Origin of the sequence: Polaribacter aquimarinus (assembly GCF_003129485.1) — a bacterium.
GTDB classification, from domain to species: Bacteria; Bacteroidota; Bacteroidia; order Flavobacteriales; family Flavobacteriaceae; genus Polaribacter; species Polaribacter aquimarinus.
Genome location: NZ_QFFG01000007.1, coordinates 20,335 through 38,275 on the forward strand (window position 1 = coordinate 20,335; position 17,941 = coordinate 38,275).

Consider the following 17,941-nt stretch of genomic DNA (forward strand, 5'->3'; position numbering starts at 1 on the left):
CTTGGCAAATATACTAATTCAATTTATACTGAATCTGCTGACTTTCTAAAGTTGCCAATAGTTCATTTGTAATATGAATTTTAGTATTCCTACTTGGTAAACTGACTTCTATTTTTTCTTTTTCGTCCCAAACTGTAAAATTTAGAGACTGTTTACCAGGTGAATTTTTTAATATGGTTTCTAAGTTTAAAATAGTATTTGCTGTAACTTCTTGTAAAGGAATTTGGATGGTTACTTTTTTACACAATTCGTCCATAATATCATGCAAGAGTTTCATTTCTGTAAATTTTAATCTTGGCTCACCAGTTACCCCTTCTTTATTTGTCCAACCAGGTTGTATTGTACAACGCACAAATAAGAATGAATTTGGTACTAAAAAGTGTTTCATTTTTAGGTAATCTTCACCAAAAATTCGAAACTCATTACTATCTCCATAATCTTCAATTGTAAACATTGCCCAACCTTTTCCAGCTTTAGAGACTCTATGTTGAACGTCGGTTATAATTCCCGCAAAAGCTAAATTCATACCCACATATTTTGCAAGATCACCTTTAAAATGCTTTAAAGTTGCGTTGCAAAACTTCAATTCATTTTTAAAATCGTCTAAAGGATGCGCAGAAATATAAATTCCGATAACTTCTTTTTCTTGAGATAATAACTCCATAGTTCCCCAAGTTTCACATTCAGGAATATCAGGTTCTGGAAATTGAACAGTTGATGCTTCTCCAAACATAGAAACTTGTGCAGAATTTTGGTTTTCTTGATGTTTGCTACCAAATTTCATAGCGCGTTCTAAAAAGGTCAAACCTTTTTCATCAGTAGCGAAGTATTGAGCTCTATGGGTATCCGTAAAAGAATCAAAAGCACCTGCTTTTATCAAGCTATCAAACGATTTTTTATTTGCAGCTCTTAAATCAACACGTTTTGCCAAATCAAAAATGGAAGAATAATTTCCATTTTCTTTTCGTTCTTTAATAATGGCTCTTACGGCTGCAGCCCCAACTCCTTTTACTGCTGCCATTCCAAAACGAACAGCACCTTCTTTATTTACAGAGAATTTTAAATAAGATTCATTTAAATCTGGCCCTAAAACTTCTAGTCCCATTCGTTTACATTCTTCCATAAAAAATGAAACTGATTTGATATCATTCATATTATTAGAAAGCACAGAAGCCATATACTCTGCAGGATAATGCGCTTTTAAATATGCTGTTTGGTAGGCGATCCACGCATAACAAGTAGAATGCGATTTGTTAAAAGCATAACTTGCAAAAGCTTCCCAGTCTTTCCAGATTTTTTCTAATTTATCAGCATCGTGACCATTTGCGGCAGCTTGTTCTATAAATTTTGGTTTCATTTTATCTAAAACCGCAATTTGCTTTTTACCCATTGCTTTACGTAAAACATCGGCTTCACCTTTGGTAAAATCTGCCAACTTTTGCGAGAGTAACATTACCTGCTCTTGGTAAACTGTAATTCCGTAAGTTTCTGCTAAATACTCTTCCATTGCTGGTAAATCGTATTCAATATCTTCTGTTCCGTGTTTTCTGTTGATAAAACTCGGAATGTATTCCATAGGTCCAGGTCTGTACAATGCATTCATTGCAATTAAATCTGCAAAAACCGTTGGTTTTAGAGAACGCATATGTTTTTGCATTCCTGGAGATTCATATTGAAAAATACCCACTGTTTCTCCTCTTTGGAATAACTCATATGTTTTTACATCATCTAAAGGAAAATTCTCTGGGTCTAAGGTTATATTGTGTCGTGCTTTTACAATTTTAACAGTGTCTTTAATTAAGGTTAAGGTTTTTAATCCTAAGAAATCCATTTTTAACAATCCTGCAGATTCTACAACAGAGTTGTCAAACTGAGTCACGTACATATCAGAATCCTTTGCCAAAGCAACAGGAACGTAATTGGTGATATCCCCAGGAGTAATGATAACTCCACAGGCGTGAATACCAGTGTTCCTAACAGAACCTTCTAAAATAGTAGCTTTATTAATGGTTTCTGAAGTCAAGTCTGTTCCATTAGCCATTGTTTGCAGCTCCTCAACCATTACTTTTTCTTCCGCTCGTAAACCTGCAATCTTACCTTTGCTTTTAGGATCATCACCAAAGATATTTTTCAGTTTTACCCCAGGAATTAATTTCGCAATTCTATCAGCTTCAAAAAGTGGTAAATCTAAAACTCTTGCAGTATCTCTAATGGATGATTTTGCGGCCATTGTTCCGTAAGTAATGATTTGCGCAACTTGATTCGCACCATATTTATCAATTACATAATCCATAACTCGACCACGACCTTCATCATCAAAATCGATGTCGATATCTGGCATAGAAACTCTTTCAGGATTTAAGAAACGCTCAAAAAGTAAATCGTATTTAATAGGGTCAATATTGGTAATCCAAAGACAGTAAGCAACTACAGAACCTGCTGCAGAACCACGACCGGGACCCACTGCAACATCCATATTTCTAGCTTCTCTGATAAAATCTTCTACAATTAAGAAGTAACCAGGATATCCTGTTTTTTCAATTACTTCTAATTCAAAATCAAGTCTTTCCTTTATAGATTCAGTGATTTCTCCGTAGCGTTTTTTAGCACCTTCATAAGTTAAATGACGTAAGAAATTGTTTTCTCCTCTTTTTCCTCCATCTTCTTCATCTTTTGGGTCTTTAAATTCATCAGGTATATCAAAAGCAGGTAATAAAACATCTCTTGCTAAAGTGAAAATCTCAATTTTATCTACAATTTCTTGAATGTTGATGATGGCTTCAGGCAAATCAGCAAATATGGTTTTCATTTCATCTGAAGATTTGAAATAATATTCCTCATTGGGTAAACCATATCGATATCCACGCCCTTTTCCTTTTGGTGTGGCTTGTTTTTCACCATCTTTTACACAGAGTAAAATATCGTGAGCATTAGCATCTTTTTTCTCTAAATAAAATGTGTTATTTGTAGCAACGATTTTAATATCGTGCTTTTTTGAAAATTTTAATAAAGTTTCATTTACAATAGTTTCATCTTGTTGATTGTGACGCATCAACTCAATGTAAAAATCATCTTGAAATTCCTCTTTCCACCATAACAACGCTTCTTCTGCTTGTTTTTCTCCAAGATTTAAAATTTTGCTTGGTACTTCACCATATAAATTACCCGTTAGAACGATAATGTCTTCCTTGTATTTTTTGATGACTTCTTTGTCAATTCTGGGTACATAATAGAAACCGTCAACAAAAGCAATCGAAGACATTTTTGCTAAATTGTGATATCCTTTTTTGTTTTTTGCCAATAAAACTACTTGATAACCATTGTCTTTTTGAGACTTATTGGTATGATCTTCACAAACATTAAATTCGCAACCAATAATTGGTTTTATTGGTGTTTCAGCATTTTTATTATGATTTAAAACGGCACTTACAAAATGGAACGAAGCCATCATATTTGCAGTATCTGTCATTGCCACAGCAGGCATATTATCTTTAGCTGCAGCTTTTACAATATTGCCAATTTGCATTGTAGATTGTAAAACAGAGAATTGAGTATGATTGTGTAAATGAGCAAATTTTACATCTTTTAATTCAGCTAAACCTTCAGAAGTTGATTTGGTTTCTTGTACGTCTTTTAATTTATCTAGACGTTTACGAATTTTATCACTTTCTTTTTTTAGGTTGATGTGTTTTAAACCAATTACCTGAATTGGTTTTGGGTTAGCTTCTGAGAAATTTTTAAAATAATCAGCATCAACATCTAATTCTTCTTTGGTAAATTCTCTTAATCTGATTAACTCTAAAAAACAACGTGTTGTTGCCTCGACATCTGCAGTTGCATTATGGGCTTCACCAAAGCCAACACCAAAAAGATGATTGTGTAACTCTGTTAAAGTGGGTAGTTTAAACTTTCCTCCACGACCTCCAGGAATTTGACATAATAAAGCTGTTTTTTCCGTACAAGTGTCTAAAAGTGGGAGAGAGGTCAAGTTGTTTTCTACACCTAATCTATGGAATTCACATCCCATAATATTAATATCGAAACCAACATTTTGACCCACTATAAATTTAGTTTTTTTAAGTGCTTCATTAAACAACTCCAAACCTTTGTTTAAAGCAATTCCTTGTTCTTGGGCTAATTCTGTAGAAATTCCGTGAATTCTTTCTGCGTCAAAAGGAATGTTAAATCCATCTGGTTGAATTAGAAAATCGTTATGTTCTAAAACAGTACCCATTTCATCATGCAATTGCCACGCAATCTGAATACACCTTGGCCAGTTGTCAGTATCTGTTATTGGTGCATTCCAGCTTTTGGGTAAACCTGTAGTTTCTGTATCGAAAATTAAGTACATAAATGGGTGTAAATGTTGAAGTGTTTATTATTCAAACGTGTTGTAAAAATACTTTTTTTTGATGAACTTTTCTATGGAAGTTATTAACTGAATGTTGACTTTTTTTAGTTTCAGAGTTTCAGAGTTTCAGAGTTTCAGAGTTTCAGAGTTTCAGAGTTATAGAGTTTTAGAGTATGAAGTAGGAAGATTGAAGTATGAAGTTTTTTTATTTTTGCTAACTGCTAACTGCTAACTGCTAACTGCTAACTGCTAACTGCTAACTGCTAACTGCTAACTGCTAACTGCTAATTGCTAACTGCTAACTGCTAATTGCTAACTGCTAACTGCGTTAGGGATTGAATGGTTTGTTTGAGCTCTTTTTGAAGAATGAAAAAAAGCGAGTAATGAAAGCCCGTTAAAACGCCATAAAAAATATTGAAAAAGAGTGTTTTAGATTGAAAAAGGTTTTGTATTTTTGCGCCCACTTATCACGAGATGATAAGATTTTTAATAACCAAGGTCGAGAACCTTAAAAAATTAACAAATTATGTCTGTAAAAATCAGATTACAAAGACACGGTAAAAAAGGGAAACCATTCTATTGGATTGTTGCCGCTGATGCACGTGCAAAAAGAGACGGTCGTTATTTAGAAAAAATAGGAACGTACAACCCAAATGTTAACCCTGCAGTTATTGATTTAGATGTTGATAAAGCTGTAGAATGGTTGCAAAATGGTGCACAACCTACTGATACGGCTAAAAATATCTTATCTTATAAAGGTGCTTTATTAAAGAATCATTTAGCTGGTGGTGTACGTAAAGGAGCTTTAACTCAAGAACAAGCAGATGCAAAATTTGCGGCTTGGTTAGAAGAAAAAGCAGGTAAAGTATCTACTAAAGAAGAAAAATTAGCAAAAGCTGATGCAGAAGCTAAAGCAAAAGCTTTAGAGGCTGAAAAAGCGGTTAACGAAGCAAGAATTGAAGCAGCTAAACCAGTTGTAGAAGAGGTTGCTGAAGAAGCTACAGAAGAAGTTGAAGCAGCAGCTGAAACTATTGATGAAGCAGCAGAAAAAGCAGCTGAATAAATTATAACTTTATTCGATTATGCGTAAAGAAGATTGTTTTTATTTAGGCAAAATCGTAACGAAATATAGTTTTAAGGGTGAGGTAGTTATCAAATTAGATACTGACGAGCCTGAGTTGTATAAAAATATGGAATCAGTTTATGTCGAATTTGGCAGTAATCTGGTTCCATTTTTTATTGAAAAAAGTTCACTTCATAAAGGAAATCAATTAAGAGTTCAGTTTGAAGATGTCTATTCTGAAGAGGAAGCAGATTCAATACTAAAATCTAATATATACTTGCCTTTAGATTTACTGCCAAAACTAGAAGGAGATAAATTTTATTTTCATGAAGTAATTGGTTTTACTGTTGTTGATGTTAATTTTGGTGAAGTTGGAGCAATTGTTCATATAAATGATAAAGCTGCTCAACCACTTTTTGAAATTGATAGAGAAGGTAAAGAAATCTTTATCCCAATGATAGATGATTTTATCAAAAAAGTGGATAGAAAAAATAAACAAATATACGTTGAAACCCCAGAAGGGTTGATAGAGTTGTATTTATAAAGAAAGGTGTCTGAGTGGTCGAAAGAGCTACCCTGGAAAGGTAGTATACTGGCAACGGTATCGAGGGTTCGAATCCCTTCCTTTCTGCAAAAAAAAATCCTTTGAAATTCTCAAAGGATTTTTTATTAGTTGACAATCAGTTTTTTTAGAATGGTTTTGTTTCTAGAAAAGATTTTTATAAAATACATACCTTTAGAAAGATTTTCTACATCGATAGTTTGGTTGGGTGTATAGTTTTTAGAAAATGTCTTTTGCCCTATATTGTTAAACAACTCTATTTTTTCTATTTTTTCGGTTGATTTTATTCTGAAAGATGTATTAGCAGGGTTAGGAAATAAGGAAAATTTATTACTAAAATTTTCATCTAAACCTGCAGTACTTGTATTTTGATATACTCTTACATAATCGATTACCATACTACTTTCGGTAAAACTACTACTAGGTGTTCCTGAAAAACCACCAATAGCTACATTTAATAATAAAAACTGTTCTTTGTTAAAGGGCCATGTTGCATCATTTTTTACTGAAGGTTTGTAAGTGTAATACACAACATTATCAATTAAAAAAGTAATTTGATTCGGAGACCAATTCATTGAGTAAATATGAAAATTATTAGTAACATCAGATAATAATTTTGTTGCCGTATTAACTGTAGCACCAGAACTTGAAGGTGTGTGTAATGCAGATGAAACCTCATTAGTTGCGTGTAACCCATGTTCCATAATATCTATTTCTCCACAAGCAGGCCAACCAGTTGTTCCATAACCTTGAGTTTGCCAATATGCTCCAGTTTCGCTAATGTTTTTTCCTAAGGTCCAAATTGCAGGCCAAGTACCATTTCCAAAAGGTAGTTTAGCTCTAACATCTACCCTTCCATAAGTAAATGCATATTTAGAGTTTAATCTTGCTGAGGTAAAATCTCTAGATACTCCATTTAAGACTTTAGTTTCTCTTTTTGCTACAATATGTAAATTCCCACCATCTGCAAAAGAATTTTTTTGATTATTTGTGTAATGTTGTAATTCTCCATTAAACCATCCACCACCATTTGGTCCAAAAGTTTGATGATGCCATTTGCTACCATCTACACTACCATTGCTATCAAATTCATCTGACCAAACCAAATCTTTATAAACCACATCTAGTTGGTTTGGATCAGTTGGTGTACTTCCATCGTTTATATTATTAAATAAGAAAGTACCAGGTGGTTTGTTAGCAACTCCTCCATCAATAAATATAGTAACTCTATTGTAGCTTCCATTTGCATTTATGGGTGATCCATCAGTACTTTTTTTGGCATTAGTATAATCAAATTGTATGTTGGTAATCCATTTTTGTGTAGTACTTGGGCCGTTATCAATGTTAAAAGAGACCTCTACATCTGGTTTGCTTCCTCCTTGTTCTAATTTTACTATAATTGTATGTGGTTTCCCATCGTATTTATAAAAATCAAGTGTAATAATTTTATTGTTATTGTCTAAATTTATTGGTTTTATTAAATCAATGTAAAAACCCTGCCAAGGATTTGAGTTTTTACCGTCAATAAAGAACCTTCCTACCATATCTGAACTATTTTCAGGGTTATTAAATATATCAAATTTATTAGGTGGATTATTATTGTTTATTTCACCAAAAACAATAAAATTATCTCTATTGTCTTCAAAATCTAATGGCATTTCTTGAGAGAAGCTGTTTGAAAAAATAAGTGTTACTAATAAAATTGTGAAGAATTTTTGAGTCATAATATTATTTTTCTCAAAAGTAATTGTATTGTATTTATAAATCGAAAATTTTACCAATACATAAACCATACAGTTTGTTAAAATGGAATTTTTTAATTGTATTTTTGGCATATGTCAAAAAAATTTCAGTTTAAAGAATTTACCATTCATCAAGAGAAAACTGCTATGAAAGTAGGTACAGATGGAGTTTTATTAGGAGCTTGGTGCTCTGTTGATGGTTTTCCTGATACGATTTTAGATATTGGTTCAGGAACAGGAGTAATTTCGTTAATGTTAGCTCAACGTTCTGATGCAATGACTATAGATGCTGTTGAACTTGATGAAAATGCTTACGAACAAACGGTTGAGAATTTTGAACAATCAGATTGGGGAGATCGTTTGTATTGCTATAATTCAAGTTTCCAAGAATTTGCAGTTGAAATAGCAGAAGAGGAGGAAGCTTATGATTTAATCGTTTCTAATCCACCTTTTTATACTGATGATTTTGAAACAGACGATTCAGCAAGGAACAAAGCACGTTTTACATCGTCATTATCATTTGAAGAATTGCTAGTTGGAGTTACTAAAATCTTATCAAAAAACGGAAGTTTTGCTGTTGTTGTTCCGTTTAAGGAAGAGCAAAATTTTGTTGATTTAGCAAATCAACAGCAATTATTTTTGAACAGCGTTTGTAGAGTTCAAGGCAATCCATCTTCAGAAATAAAAAGAAGTTTATTAGCTTTTTCTTTTATTCAAACAGAAATTAAAGAAGAGCATTTAGTTATTGAAACTTCACGTCATAATTATACTGACGAATACATCAATTTGACCAAAGATTTTTATATAAAAATGTAACTATCCAATTACGTTATTTGGATTATATCCGAAATACGGAACTTTCTTTTCAGTAAATTTAATTCCATATTCCTCTAATTCTTTTAAGATAGGTTCATATACTTCTTTAGAAATTGGTATTTGAACTCCAGGAGTTTTAATTTCTCCTGTTAGAATTTTTAAAGCTGCAATTCCAACTGGTAAACCCACTGTTTTTGCCATAGCTGTGTAAGTTTGATTTTCTCCAATAACCACTAAGCTACTTTCAATTTGATGTTTTTCTCCATTAATTTCATAACCAAAAAGGTGCTGCATCACAATCATATCTTTATCATTTTCTTGTAAAGTCCAAGAATCTGATAATATTTTTTGAAGTGCCTGTGCAGGTGTCGCATTTATAATTCCAATTTTCTTTTTATTGCTAAAAATATCTAACTCAATTAATTTTTCCCACATTACATCATCTTGGTCAATTTTTAAATAAGAACGTAATTTTAATTCTACAGAATCTGAAGGAGAATAGGCCAAAAATAGGTTTACAAAATCACGATAACTCATATGTTCTGAATTTTCGATGGTGTAAGAATCATCAGTCATTCCCAGTTGCACAAAAATGTTCCAAGCTCTAGAAAAGCCTACTTTTCTAATTGTACCTCTGTACATTGTAGGTATATCATCTAAACCATAAACGCTTCTGTATTTTAAGGAATCTCTGTTGGCATAGGCTTCAAATTTTCCACTTCCGTCGATTGTTAAAAACTCTGTTCTACGGAATAATTTATGATAAGGAATGTATTTATAAGTGCCTTCTTGAATAAACATTGCAGCTCCACCTTGTCCTGCTAATACTACGTTTCTTGGATTCCAAGTAAATTTGTAATTCCAAAGATTATCATCACTTTCAGGGGCAATTAATCCGCCAGTAAAAGATTCGAATAATAATATTTTTGCTTTATTATCTCGAATTTTATCAATTACTTGCATTGCACTCATATGGTCGATTCCAGGATCTACACCAATTTCGTTCATCAATATTAAACCTTTTTTTTTGGCGGCTTTATCCAAAGATTTCATCTCTTGAGAAACATATGAAGCGGTGACCATATTTTTATGATAAGTGATACAATCTTTTGCAACTTCTATATGCAATCTAGCTGGTAACATAGAAATTACAATATCAGATTTTTTGATAAACTTTTGACGTTTATCAGCGTTAAAAACATCCAAAACAACACTTTCTGCATTTGTATGATTATTAATGAGTTTATCTGTATTGTCTGTTGAAATATCACCAATAATTAGATGTAAATTTTCTTTGTCAGATTTATCTAAAAGATATTTAATCAAATAAGAACTTGATTTTCCAGCACCAATAATTAGAATGTTTTTCATTGATATTAATGTATTTTTGCAATGATACGAATATACTATTTTTGTTTAAAATTTAACAAAAAGCATAAAAAATGTTTAAAAATTTAATAGCTACTTGTTTTTTAGGATTGTCAGCAATTATTTTAGGGGCTTTTGGAGCACACGCTTTAAAAGAAGTTTTAACACCCCAAGAATTATTGAGCTTCGAAACAGGTGTGCGTTATCAAATGTATCATGTAATAGTATTGTTATTTGTTAATATTTATGATGGATTTACAAGAGCACAAAAAAATAGAATTAGTTATATTTTCTTCTTAGGGATTTTTCTCTTTTCAGGGTCAATTTTTGCAATTCATTTAACAGCAATAACAGCCAAAAATATTTGGTTTATAACACCTATTGGTGGAATAACATTGATAATTGGATGGTTATACATGGTTGCTGTATTCTTAAAAAAGATTGCTAATAATTAAATAAATCATAAAAATTAATCAAATTTAAGGCAGTTTTAAATTATTGTTTAATTTTGTCAGATATAAAACATCAAAAATATTGATATGGTAGATACAAATACGAAATCGATTTCGTTAAATAGTCTAGGAATCAAAAATGCCATAATTCGTTATCAACTAAGTTCAGACGAATTACATGGTGAAATTTTAAAAAAAGAACAAGGAATTGAATCAGATTTAGGTGCAATTGCAGTGAACACAGGTGAGTTTACAGGTAGATCTCCAAAAGATCGTTTTATTGTAAAAGATGAAGTAACAAAAAACAAGGTTTGGTGGAGTGATATCAACATTCCATTTGACCCTAATAAATTTGATGATTTATATGGTAAGGTAGTTGATTACTTGTCTGAAAAAGAAATTTTTGTAAGAGATAGTTATGCTTGTGCTGATGAAAATTATAAGTTAAACATTAGAGTTGTAAACGAATATCCTTGGAGCAATATGTTTGCTTACAATATGTTTTTACGTCCAACAGAAAAAGAATTAGAATCTTTTTCTCCAGAATGGACTGTTATAAACGCTCCTGGATTTATGGCAAATCCTGAAGTAGATGGAACTCGTCAACACAATTTTGCAATTTTAAATTTCAGTAAAAAGATTGCTTTGATAGGTGGAACAGGTTATACTGGAGAAATAAAAAAAGGAATTTTTTCTGCTTTAAATTTTATACTTCCTGTTTACAAAAAAACTTTACCAATGCATTGTTCTGCCAATGTAGGTAGAGAAGGTGATACAGCAATTTTCTTTGGATTATCGGGTACAGGTAAAACTACATTGTCTACAGACCCTGATAGAAGTTTAATTGGAGATGATGAACATGGTTGGACTGTAGAAAATACCGTGTTTAATTTTGAAGGAGGTTGTTATGCAAAAGTGATTAATTTATCACAAGAACAAGAGCCAGAAATTTTTGCAGCCATAAAAAAAGGAGCGATTCTTGAAAATGTAATTATGAATGAAAATGGAGTTGTTGATTTTTCTGATACCTCTATCACACAGAATACAAGAGTGAGTTATCCAATTCATCATATTGAGAATATAAAAGAGCCTTCAATAGGAAGAGATCCGAAGAATATTTTCTTTTTAACGGCAGATGCATTTGGGGTATTGCCTCCTATATCAAAGCTTACAGCAAGTCAAGCAGCATATCATTTTATTTCTGGTTATACAGCAAAAGTAGCAGGAACTGAAGCTGGTGTAACAGAACCAATGCCAAGTTTTTCAGCTTGCTTTGGTGCACCTTTTATGCCGCTACATCCTACAAGGTATGCTGAAATGTTGAGTAAAAAAATTACAAATGCAAAAGTAAATGTTTGGTTAATTAATACAGGTTGGTCTGGTGGTAGATATGGTGTTGGAAGAAGAATGCCATTAAAATATACTAGGGCAATGATTAATGCTGTTTTAGAAGGTAAATTAGGAGATTATACCTACGAAGATTATCATATTCATTCTGTGTTTGGAGTTGCACAACCAAGAACTTGTCCGGGTGTACCGTCTGAATTGCTAAGTCCAAGAGCAACTTGGAATAATGATGAAGCTTATTACTGTGAAGCTTTTAAATTATCCAATGCCTTTAGACATAATTTTAAAAAATATGAAGAGTTTGCTAGCGAGGAAATTCGAAGAGGAGGTCCACAACGTTATGCATTTTAGTAGTTTTTTGTTTTAATGAAAACACCTCTTTTTGAGGTGTTTTTTTGTTTAAAAAAAGTATCTTTATTCGAGGATTCTAAAAAATTCGTTTTTTATGATTAAAAGATGGTTTCAAAATATTGGTCCAGGAACTTTAGTGGCAGCTGCTTTTATTGGCCCAGGAACAGTTACGTTATGTACTTTGGCAGGAGTAAATTTTGGCTTTAATTTACTTTGGGCTATGTTACTTTCGGTAATTGCAACCATTGTTTTACAAGAAATGGCAGCTAGGTTAGGTGTCATCTCTCAAAAAGGACTTTCAGAGGTAATTAGAGAAGAAATTAAAAATCCTTTCTTTAAACAATTTATTACTTTTTTAATTTTAGCAGCCGTAGTTGTTGGAAATGCTTCTTATGAAGCTGGTAATATAAGTGGAGGAATTTTAGGGTTAGAAACTATTTTAGGAAAATTGATAGTAGAAATTGGCTCAATTTCTATTAATTTAATGAGTTTATTAATAGGAGTAATCGCCTTTATTCTGCTTTATATTGGTAATTACAAGTTTTTAGAAAAAGCATTGGTTACTTTAGTTTTATTGATGAGTGTCTCATTTTTAATCACAGCAATTGTTACAAAACCCAATATAATAGGTGTTTTAAAAGGAATGTTTGTTCCTAGATTTCCTGAAAAAAGTTTACTGACAATTATTGGTTTAATTGGTACAACAGTAGTTCCCTACAATTTGTTTTTACACGCTTCGTTAGTGAAAGAACGTTGGAATAAAAAAGAAGATTTATTATCTGCTAAAAAGGATACAATAATCTCTATTATTTTAGGTGGATTGGTTTCTATGGCAATTATTATTTCTGCAGCAGCTATTCAAATTCCAAATATTACCAATGCTGCTGATTTGGCAAAAGGATTAGCGCCTTTGTATGGTGAATTTGCGAAATACTTTTTAGCATTGGGTTTGTTTGCAGCAGGAATCACATCAGCAATAACAGCACCTTTGGCAGCAGCATATGTAGCAAAAGGGTGTTTAGGCTGGAAAATTGATTTAAAATCTAAAAAGTTTAGGTTGGTCTGGATAGTCATTTTGTTTTTAGGTGTTTTGTTTTCATCTATTGGAATAAAGCCTATTGAAATCATCAAATTTGCGCAAGTGGCTAACGGAATGTTGTTGCCAGTAATTGCAGGAATTTTATTGTGGATTATGAATAAAAAGTCGGTTTTAGGGAAGTTTGTGAATACTAAAACTCAAAATATGATTGGTTTTTTCATTTTAGCAATCACTATTTTTTTAGGTGCAAAAGGAATTTTAAAAGTTTTTAATTTGATTTAAAATGAAGATAGATATCAATTGTGATGTAGGCGAAGGTGTTATAAATGAACATTTATTAATGCCCTATATTTCTTCATGCAATATTGCTTGCGGAGGTCATTTTGGAGATGAAAGAACCATTGATAATACGATTAAATTAGCAATTACTAATGATGTAAAGATAGGCGTGCATCCCTCTTTTCCTGATAAAGAAAATTTTGGGAGAAAAGTCATGAATATTTCAAAAGATGAACTCCAGAAAAGTATTAGAAATCAAATGGATCTATTTTTAGAGAGATTAGAGAAATTTGACTGTAAGTTGCATCATGTTAAACCACACGGTGCTTTATATAACTTAATGTCTAAAGACGAAGTTGCTGCAGAAAACTTTGTAGAAGTTATTCAAGAATATACAAATAATGTGTTTTTGTATGTGCCTTATCGTTCAGAAATTGAACAAGTTGCACTGTGTAATAATATAAATATACAATACGAAGCTTTTGCAGATAGAAATTATAATGAAGATTTAAGTTTGGTTTCACGACAGTGTAAAAATGCCTTGATAAACAATCCTAACGAGGTTTATAAGCATATTTGCAAAATGGTATTTGAAGGGAAAGTTAAAACAATTAATGGAAATCAAAAAGAAATGACAGCTGATACATTTTGTATACATGGAGACAATGTTAATTCTTTGAAAATTTTAGAATTTTTGCATCAAGAATTAACTAAAAAAGGAGTTATAATTGGATAGAAATATTACTTACAAAGCTATCGGTAATAAGGTAATCTTAGTTGAATGGAAACCTATTATTAGTAAAAATATCTTAAACGATATTTTGCAGTTCAAATATAAGATAGAGTACCAAAAAGAAATTCAATGTGATGATATAATTGTTGCATATAATTCCTTAATGATCAAATACACTAAACCATTTTATAATTTTGACGTAGAAAAAGATTTTTTACAATTAGTTTACTTATCTAAAATTGAAGTTGAAAAACAGCAACGATTTTTATGGGAAATTCCTGTTTGTTATGATGAGAAATATGGATTAGATTTAAAAGAGATAGCATCAATAAAAGGAATGTCTAGTGCTAAAATTATTGAACTTCATGAAGAAACTATATATACTGTTTTTTTTATTGGGTTTTTACCTGGTTTCTTATACTTAGGAGGGTTAGATAAACAACTTTTTATAGATAGAAAACCAAAACCTAGATTAAGAGTAGAAACAGGTTCTGTTGCTATTGGTGGACAACAAACAGGGGTATACCCAATTGGTTCTCCAGGAGGTTGGAATATTATCGGCAAAACTCCTGTTCTTTTTTTTGATGCAAATACTAATAATCCATGTTTTGCAAAATCTGGAGATAAAGTCAGATTTAAGTCAATTTCTTTAAGCGAATACAAAGAAATTCAGAGAAAAGTTGAAAGAAAGTCATATCAAATCTCTAAAACTTTAATTGAATGATTAAAGTTTTAAAAGCTGGATTTTATACAACTGTTCAAGATATGGGCAGAATAGGTTTTGCTTCATTTGGAGTTCCTGTTTCAGGAGTAATGGATTCGTATTCTGCAAATATTGCCAATAGTATTTTAGATAATTCTATAGATAGTGCGTTATTAGAAATAACTTTTGGAGGAACTAAAATCCAATTTTTAGCTGATACTTTCATTGCAATTTCTGGAGCTGATTTTAGCCCAGTTTTAAATCAACAAAAAATAAAACATAATACAAGAATAAAAATTAATTCAGGAGATGTTTTATCTTTTGGTAAGTTGAATTTTGGGGTTCGAAGTTATTTGGCTGTAAAAGGCGGTATCCAAACACCAAAAGTTTTAAATAGTAGAAGTCAATATCAAAGTATTACTAAAAATTTTAGATTACAAAAAGGTGATATTTTAAAAATTGTGCCTTGTGTTGATGATACAAAATCAACAAATGCAACTGTAAAATTAAACCTACCCTACTTTACATCAACTGATGTAGAGTGTTTTGAAGGTCCAGAGTTTTATTTACTTTCTTTACAACAAAAAAAACAATTACTTAAAACTATGTTCAGAGTTTCTTCTGAAAATAGTAGAATGGGGTATCATTTAAAAGAAACTATTCGAAATAATTTTCCTTCCATTCTAACCTCGGGAGTTGTACCAGGAACTGTGCAGCTGACACCTTCAGGAAAACTAATTGTTTTAATGAGAGATTGCCAGGTTACAGGTGGGTATCCTAGAATTTTACAACTTACTGAAAAAGCAATCAATAAAATGGCACAAAAAACTTTAAACGCTCAATTTAAATTTAGGTTGATTAATGCTTAAGTTAAATTTTGGTCAAATTACTTTTTCGGTAAAAAAAAAGTTAACGTTATCACGCTAACTTTTTGTTTTATTTTTCTTGTTTTAGTTGCCATTTCCAAGCGGCTTCCAAAGCTTCATCTAAAGTTTTTTTAGTTTTCCAGCCCAATTCTTTATTGGCAATTGTAGTGTCCGCATAAGCAGCAGTTACATCTCCTTCTCTTCTACCAACAATTTTATATTTTAGAGGTTTTCCAGAAGCCTTTTCAAATGCTTTTATTACTTCTAAAACTGTGCTTCCAGTTCCGGAACCAACATTAAAAAACTCAAAGTTTATTTTATTTTTTTTATTAATTAGTCTTTTTAAAGCAGCGATATGAGCTTTAGCTAAATCTACAACATGAATATAATCACGAACAGCAGTACCATCTTTAGTTGGGTAATCATTTCCAAAAACAGATAACTCTTTTCTAATTCCGGCAGCAGTTTGAGTCACAAAAGGAATTAAATTTTGAGGAACACCTAGAGGTAATTCTCCAATTTTTACACTTTCATGTGCTCCAATTGGATTAAAATACCGCAGAGCTATAGCATTTAAGCCATAAGCTTTACAACTTTCTTGAATAATTTCTTCTCCAATTTGTTTTGTATTTCCGTAGGGAGATTCAGCTTTTTTTATTGGTGCATTTTCAGTGATTGGTAATTCATCAGCTTGTCCATAAACCGTACAAGAAGAAGAGAAAATAAAATTGTCTATATTTCGATTTCTCATTTCTTGTAAAAGGTAAATTAAACTGCCAATATTGTTCTCATAATAGTCAAGGGGTTTTCCAACACTTTCTCCAACTGCTTTATAAGCTGCAAAATGAATTATTCCATCTATAGTATTAGTATCAAAAAAGTGTTTTACCTCTTTTTTAATTTTTAAATCAATTTGATGGAAATCTGGTTTTATTCCAGTAATTTCTGTAATATTATCTAAAACATTAATTCTTGTATTAGATAAGTCGTCTATGATAACTACATCAAAACCTTCATTTTGTAATTCAACAACGGTATGAGAGCCTATAAATCCTAATCCTCCTGTTACTAATATTCTTTTCAAAGTTTTAATTTAAATATTCTAAAAGAGAGCTAGTAATGTGTTTTAATTGATCTTGAGTTAGTTCGGTTTGCATAGGTAAAGAAATTACGCTTGCGCATAGTTTTTCTGTCACAGGGAAATCTCCTTCTTTGTAGCGAGGATCAGTATATGCCTCTTGTAAGTGCAAAGGAATTGGGTAATATATCATTGCAGGAACCCCTTTTTCGGATAAAAAAGCTCTTAATTCATCTCTATTAACTCCATTTAACTGAAGTGTATATTGATGAAAAACATGATTTGAGTGAGAAACTCTTTTTGGAGTTTTCACTTTTGGATGATTAGCAAAAGCATTATCATAAAAATCAGCAGCTTTATTTCTTTCTGCAGAATAAGTGTCTAAATGCCTTAGTTTTATTCTTAAAATAGCAGCTTGGATAGAATCTAAACGAGAGTTAACACCAACTCTATCGTGAATATATTGTCTTGACTGTCCGTGGTTTGCTGTTTGCTTTAATTTTAGTGCTAGATCGTCATCATTGGTAAAAATTGCTCCTCCGTCACCATAACAACCTAAGTTTTTAGAAGGGAAAAAAGAAGTGCAACCAATAGTGCCAATTGTACCTACTTTTTGTGTTGATCCGTCTTTAAAAGTATAATCACATCCTATAGCCTGGGCAGTATCCTCAATGACATGTAAATTATGTTTTCGAGCCACCTCTGTTATAGCTTCCATATTTGCTGCCTGTCCGAATAAATGAACAGGAACAATCGCTTTGGTTTTAGGTGTAATGGCTCTTTCTATTGCCTCTATATCGATATCAAAAGTGTCTTCATAAACATCAACTAAAACAGGTTTTAATTTTAAAAGAGCAATAACTTCGGCCGTAGCTACATAAGTAAAATCAGCAGTGATAACCTCGTCTCCAGGTTGTAAATCTAAAGCCATCATAGCAATTTGAAGAGCATCAGTTCCATTAGCACATGGTATTACATGCTTAACGCCTAAGTAGTTTTCTAACTCTTTTTGAAAATTCTTAACTTCTGGGCCATTAATATATTGTGTAGATCTAATAACGTTTAAAACTGCAGCATCTATTTCTTCTTGAATTTTTTCATATTGACTCTTTAAGTCAACCATTTGTATTTTTTTCATAAGGACGATTTTGAGGTTCAAAAATACAAACTTCCTTTCATTTTTAATGTATG

The 17,941-nt window shown here is 31.7% G+C and carries 14 protein-coding genes and 1 tRNA gene; 10 read left to right on the plus strand and 5 right to left on the minus strand.

The features are described 5' to 3' along the window. Positions 1 to 13 precede the first annotated feature (13 nt). Positions 14 to 4,351 carry a DNA polymerase III subunit alpha gene (gene dnaE, locus DIS07_RS13990; RefSeq protein WP_109405894.1) on the minus strand — a complete coding sequence of 1,446 codons (4,338 nt, stop codon included), beginning with the start codon at positions 4,349 to 4,351 and terminating at the stop codon, positions 14 to 16. A gap of 526 nt (positions 4,352 to 4,877) precedes the next feature. Here dnaE and DIS07_RS13995 point away from each other — a divergent pair. From DIS07_RS13995 to DIS07_RS14005, 3 genes are all read left to right on the plus strand, one after another. Next, positions 4,878 to 5,414 carry a 30S ribosomal protein S16 gene (locus tag DIS07_RS13995; RefSeq protein WP_109405895.1) on the plus strand — a complete coding sequence of 179 codons (537 nt, stop codon included), beginning with the start codon at positions 4,878 to 4,880 and terminating at the stop codon, positions 5,412 to 5,414. 19 nt (positions 5,415 to 5,433) lie between these two features. Further along, on the plus strand, positions 5,434 to 5,958 hold the full coding sequence (gene rimM, locus DIS07_RS14000; RefSeq protein ID WP_109405896.1) for a ribosome maturation factor RimM: 525 nt from the start codon (positions 5,434 to 5,436) through the stop codon (positions 5,956 to 5,958). Continuing rightward, positions 5,959 to 6,045: transfer RNA gene (locus DIS07_RS14005), tRNA-Ser, on the plus strand. It begins immediately after the preceding gene. A 38-nt stretch (positions 6,046 to 6,083) separates the two neighbouring features. Here the strand turns inward: DIS07_RS14005 and DIS07_RS14010 are convergent. After that, the gene (locus DIS07_RS14010; protein WP_235869151.1) at positions 6,084 to 7,811 is read right to left on the minus strand and encodes a family 16 glycosylhydrolase; all 1,728 of its coding nucleotides are present in this window, start codon (positions 7,809 to 7,811) and stop codon (positions 6,084 to 6,086) included. On the opposite strand from DIS07_RS14010, the gene DIS07_RS14015 reads away from it, so the two are divergent. After that, on the plus strand, positions 7,812 to 8,534 hold the full coding sequence (locus DIS07_RS14015) for a tRNA1(Val) (adenine(37)-N6)-methyltransferase (protein ID WP_109405897.1): 723 nt from the start codon (positions 7,812 to 7,814) through the stop codon (positions 8,532 to 8,534). It begins immediately after the preceding gene. On the opposite strand, the gene DIS07_RS14020 is transcribed toward DIS07_RS14015, so the two are convergent. Continuing rightward, positions 8,535 to 9,905, minus strand: a complete 1,371-nt coding sequence (locus tag DIS07_RS14020; protein ID WP_109405898.1) for a saccharopine dehydrogenase family protein — start codon at positions 9,903 to 9,905, stop codon at positions 8,535 to 8,537. 71 nt (positions 9,906 to 9,976) lie between these two features. Between DIS07_RS14020 and DIS07_RS14025 the strand changes: the two genes are divergently transcribed. From DIS07_RS14025 to DIS07_RS14050, 6 genes are all read left to right on the plus strand, one after another. After that, the gene (locus DIS07_RS14025; protein WP_109405899.1) at positions 9,977 to 10,357 is read left to right on the plus strand and encodes a DUF423 domain-containing protein; all 381 of its coding nucleotides are present in this window, start codon (positions 9,977 to 9,979) and stop codon (positions 10,355 to 10,357) included. An 84-nt stretch (positions 10,358 to 10,441) separates the two neighbouring features. Further along, the gene (gene pckA / locus DIS07_RS14030; protein WP_109405900.1) at positions 10,442 to 12,052 is read left to right on the plus strand and encodes a phosphoenolpyruvate carboxykinase (ATP); all 1,611 of its coding nucleotides are present in this window, start codon (positions 10,442 to 10,444) and stop codon (positions 12,050 to 12,052) included. 94 nt (positions 12,053 to 12,146) lie between these two features. Beyond that, positions 12,147 to 13,373, plus strand: coding sequence for an Nramp family divalent metal transporter (locus tag DIS07_RS14035; RefSeq protein WP_109405901.1), 1,227 nt, complete (start codon positions 12,147 to 12,149; stop codon positions 13,371 to 13,373). Position 13,374: 1 nt separating this feature from the next. After that, entirely contained in the window at positions 13,375 to 14,106 is a 732-nt protein-coding gene (gene pxpA, locus DIS07_RS14040; protein ID WP_109405902.1) for a 5-oxoprolinase subunit PxpA, read from the plus strand. Next, positions 14,099 to 14,827: a 5-oxoprolinase subunit PxpB gene (gene pxpB / locus DIS07_RS14045; RefSeq protein ID WP_109405903.1), complete on the plus strand. Its 729-nt coding sequence runs from the start codon at positions 14,099 to 14,101 to the stop codon at positions 14,825 to 14,827. Before pxpA ends, pxpB begins: the two co-directional genes overlap by 8 nt. Next, on the plus strand, positions 14,824 to 15,675 hold the full coding sequence (locus DIS07_RS14050) for a 5-oxoprolinase subunit C family protein (RefSeq protein ID WP_109405904.1): 852 nt from the start codon (positions 14,824 to 14,826) through the stop codon (positions 15,673 to 15,675). The genes pxpB and DIS07_RS14050 overlap by 4 nt, the downstream gene beginning before the upstream one ends. Positions 15,676 to 15,742: 67 nt before the next feature. Here the strand turns inward: DIS07_RS14050 and galE are convergent, their stop codons facing one another. Next, the gene (gene galE, locus DIS07_RS14055) at positions 15,743 to 16,756 is read right to left on the minus strand and encodes a UDP-glucose 4-epimerase GalE (RefSeq protein ID WP_109405905.1); all 1,014 of its coding nucleotides are present in this window, start codon (positions 16,754 to 16,756) and stop codon (positions 15,743 to 15,745) included. Positions 16,757 to 16,760: 4 nt separating this feature from the next. Then, complete coding sequence (locus tag DIS07_RS14060) at positions 16,761 to 17,888, minus strand: DegT/DnrJ/EryC1/StrS family aminotransferase (RefSeq protein WP_109405906.1); 1,128 nt, start codon at positions 17,886 to 17,888, stop codon at positions 16,761 to 16,763. Positions 17,889 to 17,941: the final 53 nt, after the last annotated feature.